10 protein-coding genes are annotated in these 7,870 nt (G+C 45.1%); 8 read left to right on the forward strand and 2 right to left on the reverse strand.

Annotation, left to right across the window (positions count from 1 at the left end):
* Positions 1-58: 58 nt before the first annotated feature.
* Positions 59-481 (forward strand): Holliday junction resolvase RuvX, encoded by a 423-nt coding sequence (ruvX, locus tag AB4496_RS14740; RefSeq protein WP_009847698.1) that lies wholly within the window; start codon positions 59-61, stop codon positions 479-481.
* Positions 482-814: 333 nt separating this feature from the next.
* On the opposite strand, the gene AB4496_RS14745 is transcribed toward ruvX, so the two are convergent.
* The gene (locus AB4496_RS14745; protein ID WP_102258156.1) at positions 815-1,924 is read right to left on the reverse strand and encodes a PilT/PilU family type 4a pilus ATPase; all 1,110 of its coding nucleotides are present in this window, start codon (positions 1,922-1,924) and stop codon (positions 815-817) included.
* Between the two features lie 14 nt (positions 1,925-1,938).
* Entirely contained in the window at positions 1,939-2,976 is a 1,038-nt protein-coding gene (locus AB4496_RS14750) for a type IV pilus twitching motility protein PilT (RefSeq protein WP_012604833.1), read from the reverse strand.
* A 26-nt stretch (positions 2,977-3,002) separates the two neighbouring features.
* Here AB4496_RS14750 and AB4496_RS14755 point away from each other — a divergent pair, with 26 nt between their 5' ends.
* From AB4496_RS14755 to hemW, 7 genes are all read left to right on the forward strand, one after another.
* Positions 3,003-3,719, forward strand: a complete 717-nt coding sequence (locus AB4496_RS14755) for a YggS family pyridoxal phosphate-dependent enzyme (RefSeq protein ID WP_012604834.1) — start codon at positions 3,003-3,005, stop codon at positions 3,717-3,719.
* A gap of 63 nt (positions 3,720-3,782) precedes the next feature.
* The gene (gene proC / locus AB4496_RS14760; protein WP_102258155.1) at positions 3,783-4,601 is read left to right on the forward strand and encodes a pyrroline-5-carboxylate reductase; all 819 of its coding nucleotides are present in this window, start codon (positions 3,783-3,785) and stop codon (positions 4,599-4,601) included.
* A gap of 76 nt (positions 4,602-4,677) precedes the next feature.
* The gene (locus AB4496_RS14765) at positions 4,678-5,235 is read left to right on the forward strand and encodes a YggT family protein (RefSeq protein WP_012604836.1); all 558 of its coding nucleotides are present in this window, start codon (positions 4,678-4,680) and stop codon (positions 5,233-5,235) included.
* A gap of 29 nt (positions 5,236-5,264) precedes the next feature.
* The gene (yggU, locus tag AB4496_RS14770; protein WP_017101445.1) at positions 5,265-5,555 is read left to right on the forward strand and encodes a DUF167 family protein YggU; all 291 of its coding nucleotides are present in this window, start codon (positions 5,265-5,267) and stop codon (positions 5,553-5,555) included.
* A 28-nt stretch (positions 5,556-5,583) separates the two neighbouring features.
* A complete protein-coding gene (locus tag AB4496_RS14775) occupies positions 5,584-6,015 on the forward strand; it encodes a DUF4426 domain-containing protein (RefSeq protein WP_017101446.1) in 432 nt (143 codons plus the stop codon).
* 48 nt (positions 6,016-6,063) lie between these two features.
* Positions 6,064-6,663 carry an XTP/dITP diphosphatase gene (locus tag AB4496_RS14780; RefSeq protein ID WP_017080776.1) on the forward strand — a complete coding sequence of 200 codons (600 nt, stop codon included), beginning with the start codon at positions 6,064-6,066 and terminating at the stop codon, positions 6,661-6,663.
* The gene (gene hemW, locus AB4496_RS14785; protein ID WP_017101448.1) at positions 6,663-7,850 is read left to right on the forward strand and encodes a radical SAM family heme chaperone HemW; all 1,188 of its coding nucleotides are present in this window, start codon (positions 6,663-6,665) and stop codon (positions 7,848-7,850) included. Before AB4496_RS14780 ends, hemW begins: the two co-directional genes overlap by 1 nt.
* The last annotated feature ends 20 nt before the right edge of the window (positions 7,851-7,870 follow it).

Genomic DNA, 7,870 nt, shown 5'->3' on the forward strand with positions numbered 1-7,870 from the left:
TCAGCTCAGCTCAGCTCAATAAAATAAACACTCAAACACAGATTAATTTGGAAGCCCCATGTCACGAACAATTATGGCATTTGACTACGGTACAAAAAGTATCGGCAGTGCGATTGGACAAGAAATCACAGGCACAGCAAGCCCCCTGAAAGCCTTTAAAGCCAAAGATGGCATCCCAAACTGGGACGATATCGAGAAGCAAATTAAGGAATGGCAGCCAAATCTGATTGTGGTTGGCCTTCCTACCGACCTTCATGGTAAAGATCTAGCAGCTATTACACCCAGAGCGAAGAAATTCGCTAACCGTCTTAAAGGACGCTTTGGTGTGGATGTTGAACTGCATGATGAAAGACTTTCTACGACAGAAGCAAGGGCCGACCTTTTTGAAATGGGCGGCTATAAAGCGCTAAGTAAAGGTAACGTCGATAATCAATCAGCCGTTGTAATTCTAGAGAGCTGGTTTGAAGCACAATATGGCTAAGTTATTTATTTAGCAAACTCGAGCAAGCTTATGATCCCTTGCCATTTTAACTGCGTAATGGAGGAGCGATAAAGGAAAAGAACTTGGGAGTTCATATGAAAATTTTTCTAACAATATTCATAGCGTTATCTATAACGGCATGCAGCTCAATGGGAAGCGGTTCCGCGGGTTACGACGGTCAACAGTACCCGTCAAAAATCAAATTAGAAAAGGAGCGCGGTTACTCATATGATAACCATCGCTCCAACATGCACTCATCTAACATGTATTAAGTTATAAACGAATAAAACCCGCCACAGAAGCGGGTTTTGTGTTTATCAACAAAGCCGTGACTTAGCCCATATCAATCTTAACACCAGCCAACGCACCAGTTTCGTAGTCATCATCGCCACGTTTGGTCTTGAGCATTAAACGCAAGTCATTGGCAGAATCTGCACTATGGAATGCATCATCCTCGCTAATCTTGTCCGCAACCACTAAATCATACAAAGCTTGGTCAAAAGTCTGCATACCAATCTCTTTCGATTTGGCCATCGTTGCTTTTAACTCATGCAACTCACCACGACGAATCAAGTCAGATATACGAGGGCTATTTAGCAGAATTTCGAAGACACCATGACGACCATTGCCATTTTTATCGCGTATTAACTGCTGAGCGACCACACCACGCAGATTCATCGACAGATCAAACAGGAACTGTTCTTTCTGCTCTTTCGGCACCAAGTGAAGAATACGCTCTAGCGCCTGGTTAGCGTTATTGGCATGCAGGGTTGCCATACACAAGTGACCCGTTTCAGCAAAGGTCATCGCGTATTCCATGGTTTCACGACTACGGATTTCGCCAATCAAAATCATATCAGGGGCTTGGCGTAACGAGTTTTTAAGCGCGACTTCATAGCTTTCGGTGTCGAGTCCAACCTCTCGTTGAGTCACGATGCACTTTTTATGTTCGTGTACGAATTCAATCGGGTCTTCAACCGTCAAGATATGACCTGAACGATTGGTATTGCGATAGCCTGTCATCGCAGCCATCGAGGTCGATTTACCAGAGCCAGTCGCACCAACCACCAGCACAAGCCCGCGCTTAGCGATTGAAAGGTCTTGTAGTACGTAAGGAAGCTTTAATTGCTCAAAGGTAGGGATGTTAGTCTCGATGCGACGAATTACTGCTCCTGGCAGCTCTCGCTGAAAGAACGCACTGACACGAAAACGACCAAAATTACGAACGATAGCAAAATTAGCCTCACGCGTTTGCTTGTATTCATCTCGTCGATCTTGATCCATCATCGCATCAAGTAATTGAGCAACCTGAGCCGCATTCAGCTTCTCTCCTTGGGGGCGTAATTCACCATCCACACGAAAAAGGATTGGCGCATCGACAGTGATATAAAGATCCGACGCCTTTTGAGAGAGCATCCCTTCAAGAATTTGATTCAATTCCATTTTGTTCACCTTGATTAAAACATTGAGGTTTCAATTTCGATCTTTTTCTCGACCTCTTCCGAGTCAACCAAGCCTTGTGCCATCAGTTGTTTCGCGTTTTGCTCCATGGTCTGCATACCATGTGCCGCGCCCGTTTGAATAATCGAGTACATCTGCGCGACTTTATCTTCACGAATCAAGTTTCTGATTGCAGGTGTCGCCATCATGATTTCATGACAAGCGACACGACCACCACCGACACGCTTTAATAGTTTCTGGGCAATCACCGAACGTAACGATTCAGACAGCATCGAACGAACCATATCTTTGTCGCTACCCGGGAATACATCGATAATACGGTCTACGGTTTTTGCTGCAGAGCTAGTATGCAAAGTACCAAAAACTAGGTGACCAGTTTCTGCGGCCGTTAACGCTAAGCTGATCGTCTCTTGGTCACGAAGCTCACCTACAAGAATTACGTCCGGGTCTTCACGTAACGCACTGCGTAGCGCCGCTTTAAAGCTGTGCGTATCACGATGAACTTCACGCTGGTTAACCAGACATTTATTATTGGTGTGAACGAATTCAATTGGGTCTTCAATGGTCAAAATGTGTTTGTTGTGATTACGGTTTACATAATCAACCATCGCCGCCAAAGTTGTCGATTTACCAGACCCCGTAGGGCCAGTCACCAGCACTAAGCCTTTTTCATAATTGGCAATTTTTTCAAAAATATCAGGTGCGCCCAACTGCTCTAACGTTGGGATTTCTACAGGGATGGTTCGAAAGACCGCTGCGCACCCACGGGCTTGGTTAAAAGCATTAACACGGAATCGGCCAACATTGGGTAATTCAAAAGAGAAGTCGACTTCCAATTTTTCCTCAAACTCACCGCGCTGTGAGTCGTCCATGATCTCAAAAACTAAACGATGCACATCAGCATGACTCAAAGCTGGGATTCCAAGCTTCCTTACTTCACCATCTATACGTACCATTGGAGATACACCCGCAGAAAGATGTAGATCTGACGCGTTATGCTTTACACTAAAATCTAGTAACTCAGTGATATCCATTTATTTTCCCTTAAGTAAAGTCAGCTATGAGTAGTATTCAACAAAATATCGAACAAATCACCTCACAGATTCGTAGTGCTGAACAAAAGTGCGGACGAGCTCCAGACTCCGTGCAACTTTTAGCCGTCAGTAAAACTAAACCTATTGATGCGATTCTAGAAGCCGCACTCGGAGGTCAAGTTGCCTTTGGTGAAAACTATGTTCAAGAAGGTGTCGATAAAGTAAAACACTTTTCAGAACAACATTCTAACCTAAATTTAGAATGGCATTTTATTGGCCCAATCCAATCTAATAAAACTCGCCCTATTGCGGAAAGCTTCCAATGGGTGCATTCCGTTGATCGCGATAAGATCGCACAAAGGCTTCATGATCAGCGACCAAACGAGCTTCCACCTCTACAAGTGCTCATTCAAGTGAACACCAGTGGTGAAGATTCAAAATCAGGAACGTCAGAAGAAACAGTTTTTGCGCTCGCAGAGTTGATTTCGTCGCTCCCTAACCTCACTTTAAGAGGGTTGATGTCGATTCCCGCAAACGTATCTGACTATCAATCTCAGCTTAAGGCATTTTCTCAACTGGCAGAGCTTCAACAAAAGCTCGCAGCGAAGTATCCAGACATCGATACCCTTTCAATGGGTATGAGTGGTGATATGGATGCAGCCGTTGAGGCTGGTAGCACAATGGTTCGTATTGGAACGGCCATCTTTGGTGCTCGTGATTACGCGAATAACCGTAGTAAGTAACCAAGTACAAGTATTGATACAGCTTCGCTTGAACCGCGCAGCGACACGCTCAGGATTTTATATATGGAACATAAGAACATCGCCTTTATTGGGGCGGGAAACATGGTTCGCTCAATTGTAGCGGGCTTAGTCGCGAGTGGTTACCCAGCGCAAAAGATTACTGCTACAGCACCTTCAGACACCAGAAGGCTGCCGCTAGAGCAAGAGTACAGCATCAATACCACCAGCGATAATATTGCCGCAGCAGAGCAAGCAGACGTTATTGTGCTATCGGTGAAGCCACAAATGATGGCTGATGTATGTAAACCCTTACAAGGTATCGATTTCAGCAACAAACTGGTTATCTCAATTGCAGCGGGTATTAATGCGAATCGACTCAATGAGATGTTAAACTGCCAGCTGAACCTTGTTCGTGTGATGCCAAACACGCCATCGCTGCTTGGTAAAGGGATGAGCGGTCTTTATGCCGATTCAACGGTCAGCCAAAATGATAAAGACTTTGCTTCTCAGCTGATGCAAGCTGTAGGTGAAGTTAGCTGGGTTGAGCAAGAATCTGGGATTAATAACATCATTGCGGCGGCGGGCAGTGCTCCGGCTTACTTCTTCCTATTTATGGAAGCGATGCAAGCCGAAGCAATCAACCAAGGCTTCGACCAGGAAACCGCTCGTAAATTAGTGCAGCAGTCGGCATTAGGTGCGGCAGAGATGGTGGTTGCAAATCCAGACACAGAATTATCTACACTGCGTGAACAAGTGACTTCAAAAGGCGGCACAACCGCAGAAGCACTGCGCACGTTTAACGACCATCAACTTTCAGACATCGTAGCAAAAGCCATGCAAGCGGCGGTTGCTCGAGCTGAAGAGATGGAAAAACTGTTTTAATACTAATTACAGTAAAAAAGCATTTTGTCGCTCGGGTTATATCTAAGCGGCAAGTAAATCCGAAAAAGGAAACAATATGAACTCGATGAGCTTTCTGATCTCGACCGTTTTTGATCTTTACATCATGGTTGTGATCTTGCGTATCTGGCTACAAGCATCACGTGCAGATTTCTACAACCCATTCTCACAATTTATCGTAAAAGCGACACAACCGGTTGTTGCACCACTACGCCGAGTAATTCCATCAATCGGCAGCCTTGATCTTGCGACGGTTGTTTTCGCTTATGTGCTATGTGTACTTAAGTTCGTCGCTCTAAATCTGATTATCTCTGGCGGTGCGGCTGTATTTGACATCAGCTTCCTGATATTTGGAGCGCTATCTCTGCTTAAAGCGGCTGGTGGTTTGATCTTCTGGGTTCTGCTAATCCGTGCAATCCTGAGCTGGGTTAGCCAAGGTCGTAGCCCAATTGAATACGTGTTCCATCAACTGACTGAACCAATGCTGGCTCCAATTCGTCGTATTCTTCCAGCAATGGGCGGTTTTGATTTAAGCGTACTGGTACTGTTTATTGTTCTGCAATTCGCGAACTTCTTAATGGGTGACCTAATTGGCCCGATTTGGTATCAGCTATAATTCAAGTACGAACATCAGGTACTTTGACGATGCCAAAAGCGGTTTGGGCCGAGGAAGACGATATTCTTCTTAGGCTCTATATCCAACCCAAAGCAAGCCGAGATAAAATTGTCGGCTTACACGGCGAGGAACTGAAAATTGCCATTACTGCACCACCGGTTGATGGCAAAGCCAATGCTCACTTAGCGAAATACCTTGCGAAACAATTTAAGGTCGCTAAAGGGCAAATTACGATAGAAAAGGGAGAGCTAGGTAGGCACAAGCAAGTTCGAATATGCTCGCCAAGCCAAATCCCAACTGAAGTCAAAGCCATCCTATGATGGCTTTTTGCTATTTATTGGAGTCATTATGCGTTTATGGATAACAGCACTACTCACCGCTCTTGTTGCCTTACCAAGTTCGGCAGGACAGTTTAAAAGTATCAAGGATGTCGAGGTTCATTATTCGGCTTTCAATTCCACGTTTTTAACTGCGCAGGTCGCTAAGCAATATAAGCTGAAACGAAACGGATACTCAGCGATTCTAAACATCAGCGTGCTAGACAACGCTTCTCTAGGCAAGCCTGCAACAACGGCTAAAATTACGGGAACAGCTCGAAACCTAGTAGGTAACACTCGCACGCTTAACTTCCGTGAAATAAAGGAAGGTGATGCAATTTATTACCTTGCTGAGTTCCCTATCACTCACGAAGAGAACATCACTTTTAATATCGATGTTAACGCCGGTTTGAAAGGCACAGGTCCACTGCGTTTCACACAAAAATTTTATATAGAAGAGTAGCTTCAAAGCTCACATTTCTAGTCATTAACTTATTAGAGCCACATCCCCATGAGTAAGATTGTTTTAGCAACAGGCAACCAAGGTAAAGTTCGCGAGATGGCAGATATTCTGTCTGAGTTTGGTTTCGACGTTGTCGCGCAAAGTGAATTTAACGTTTCAGAAGTCGCAGAAACAGGAACGACTTTCATTGAAAATGCCATCATCAAAGCTCGCCACGCTGCGAAAGAGACGGGGCTACCAGCCATTGCTGACGATTCTGGCTTAGAAGTTGATTACCTTAATGGTGCACCCGGTATCTACTCAGCGCGTTACTCAGGTGAAGGGGCTACTGATAAGCAAAACATCGAAAAGCTGTTAGATGCTATGCAAGGTGTCGATGTTGAAAAGCGTACCGCTCGTTTTCACTGTGTATTGGTGCTAATGCGTCACGAAAACGATCCAACTCCATTAGTATGTCACGGTAAATGGGAAGGTCGCATTCTGACTGAAGAACACGGTGAAAATGGCTTTGGCTACGATCCTGTATTCTTTGTACCAGAAGATAACTGCGCCTCAGCAGAACTTGAATCGTCACGTAAGAAGCAACTGTCACACCGTGGTAAAGCCCTCGCGTCATTATTCAAGACTCTCAAGGAGCAAGCTCTGTAATGCACAATGCAGCGCTAATACCACCCGCACTCAGCCTCTATGTCCACATTCCATGGTGTGTACAAAAGTGTCCGTATTGTGATTTTAACTCTCACGCTCTCAAAGCCGAGATTCCTGAAAAAGAGTACATCGATGCTCTGCTTGAGGATCTCGATACCGATATCGAAAAATACCAACTCAATGGCGCACCTCGCCCATTGCATTCGATCTTTATTGGTGGCGGCACGCCGAGTCTATTTTCTCCAGAAGGAATAGGTCGATTGCTGCAAGGCATTGAACAACGCATTCCGTTCAAACCTGAAATAGAAATCACCATGGAAGCTAATCCGGGAACTATCGAAGCTGAGCGTTTTGCTGGTTACCAAAAAGCAGGCATAACTCGAATCTCGGTGGGCGTGCAAAGTTTTGAACAAGAGAAACTGGAAAGGCTTGGACGTATTCACGGTCAAGACGAAGCGGTTAATGCAGCTCATTTAGCACATAAAATCGGACTAAATAGCTTCAACCTAGATCTAATGCACGGCTTACCCGATCAAAGCATTGATCAGGCCTTGGCTGATTTGGACAGAGCGATCGAGCTTAATCCTCCGCATTTATCTTGGTATCAGCTAACAATAGAACCTAACACCATGTTCTATTACAAAACACCAAAGCTACCTGACGATGATGACCTTTGGGATATCTTCGACTTAGGCCATAAGAAGCTCGCAGACGCAGGTTATGTACAATACGAAATTTCAGGCTACAGCAAGCCGGGATATCAGTGTCAGCATAATCTCAACTACTGGCGCTTTGGTGACTACCTAGGTATTGGCTGTGGCTCTCATGGCAAGCTGAGCTTTGCAGATGGACGTATTGTTCGCACCACTAAGGTTAAACACCCTAGAGGCTACCTAGCCGCGTATCAGAATCTGGTGAAGCCCTATCTGTCGGATGAACTTGAAGTACCTAATGAGGACCGCCCTTTCGAGTTCTTCATGAACCGCTTCAGGCTAATGGAAGCGTGTCCAAAACAAGACTTCATTGATACGACTGGGTTAGAGTTTGATTCAATTCAGCCAACGATAGAGTGGGCCAAAGAGCTCGGTTATCTTAATGAAACCGACAGCCATTGGCAGATCACTGAAAAAGGAAAGCTGTTCCTGAATGATCTGCTTGAAGCCTTTATGGCTGAAGAAGACGAATAGAGCGAGATTCGAGATTCGAG

The sequence above is a fragment of the Vibrio sp. 10N.222.46.A1 genome (genome assembly GCF_041473595.1).
Lineage (GTDB): Bacteria > Pseudomonadota > Gammaproteobacteria > Enterobacterales > Vibrionaceae > Vibrio > Vibrio tasmaniensis_A.

What these genes read in the sequence shown, in the direction of transcription:
- ruvX (WP_009847698.1), top strand. Translation starts at nt 59, where the DNA reads ATGTCACGAACAATTATGGCATTTGACTACGGTACAAAAAGTATCGGC.
- AB4496_RS14745 (WP_102258156.1), bottom strand. Translation starts at nt 1,924, where the DNA reads ATGGAATTGAATCAAATTCTTGAAGGGATGCTCTCTCAAAAGGCGTCG.
- AB4496_RS14750 (WP_012604833.1), bottom strand. Translation starts at nt 2,976, where the DNA reads ATGGATATCACTGAGTTACTAGATTTTAGTGTAAAGCATAACGCGTCA.
- AB4496_RS14755 (WP_012604834.1), top strand. Translation starts at nt 3,003, where the DNA reads ATGAGTAGTATTCAACAAAATATCGAACAAATCACCTCACAGATTCGT.
- proC (WP_102258155.1), top strand. Translation starts at nt 3,783, where the DNA reads ATGGAACATAAGAACATCGCCTTTATTGGGGCGGGAAACATGGTTCGC.
- AB4496_RS14765 (WP_012604836.1), top strand. Translation starts at nt 4,678, where the DNA reads ATGAACTCGATGAGCTTTCTGATCTCGACCGTTTTTGATCTTTACATC.
- yggU (WP_017101445.1), top strand. Translation starts at nt 5,265, where the DNA reads ATGCCAAAAGCGGTTTGGGCCGAGGAAGACGATATTCTTCTTAGGCTC.
- AB4496_RS14775 (WP_017101446.1), top strand. Translation starts at nt 5,584, where the DNA reads ATGCGTTTATGGATAACAGCACTACTCACCGCTCTTGTTGCCTTACCA.
- AB4496_RS14780 (WP_017080776.1), top strand. Translation starts at nt 6,064, where the DNA reads ATGAGTAAGATTGTTTTAGCAACAGGCAACCAAGGTAAAGTTCGCGAG.
- hemW (WP_017101448.1), top strand. Translation starts at nt 6,663, where the DNA reads ATGCACAATGCAGCGCTAATACCACCCGCACTCAGCCTCTATGTCCAC.